Origin of the sequence: Pseudomonas sp. 2822-17 (assembly GCF_002742485.1) — a bacterium.
Lineage (GTDB): Bacteria > Pseudomonadota > Gammaproteobacteria > Pseudomonadales > Pseudomonadaceae > Aquipseudomonas > Aquipseudomonas cyclaminis.
Map to the genome: position 1 here is coordinate 1 of NZ_LJRZ01000552.1, position 389 is coordinate 389.

Sequence of the window (389 nt, forward strand, 5' to 3'; positions counted from 1 at the left end):
GCAGTTTAACAAGGAGTCATTTGATAGAATTCTTGTTGATGCTCCTTGCTCAGGCCTTGGAGTTATACAACGTAAGCCAGATTTAAAATGGACAAAATCTTTGGAAGATATCAAACGACTTTCACAAATTCAAACAGCAATTCTAGAATCAATTTGGCCACTTCTAAAAAAAGGTGGAAGGTTAGTATACAGTACATGTACTGTAGATGAAGAAGAAAATGAACATGTTATTTCGTCATTTGTAACAAAAAACGAAGATGCAGAATTTGAAAATGATATTGTGGAGAGGCTTCCGAACGCGTTTAAAGATTGTATCGGACTTAAGGAAGGGATGCTCCAGCTCTTTCCTGGAGAAAAAGGAACAGATGGGTTTTTTATCTCATCTATAC

At 36.2% G+C, this 389-nt stretch carries 1 pseudogene; it reads left to right on the top strand.

The window, feature by feature from the left end:
• Positions 1–389 (top strand): annotated as a pseudogene (locus AOA60_RS23165) (16S rRNA (cytosine(967)-C(5))-methyltransferase); the annotation flags it as partial.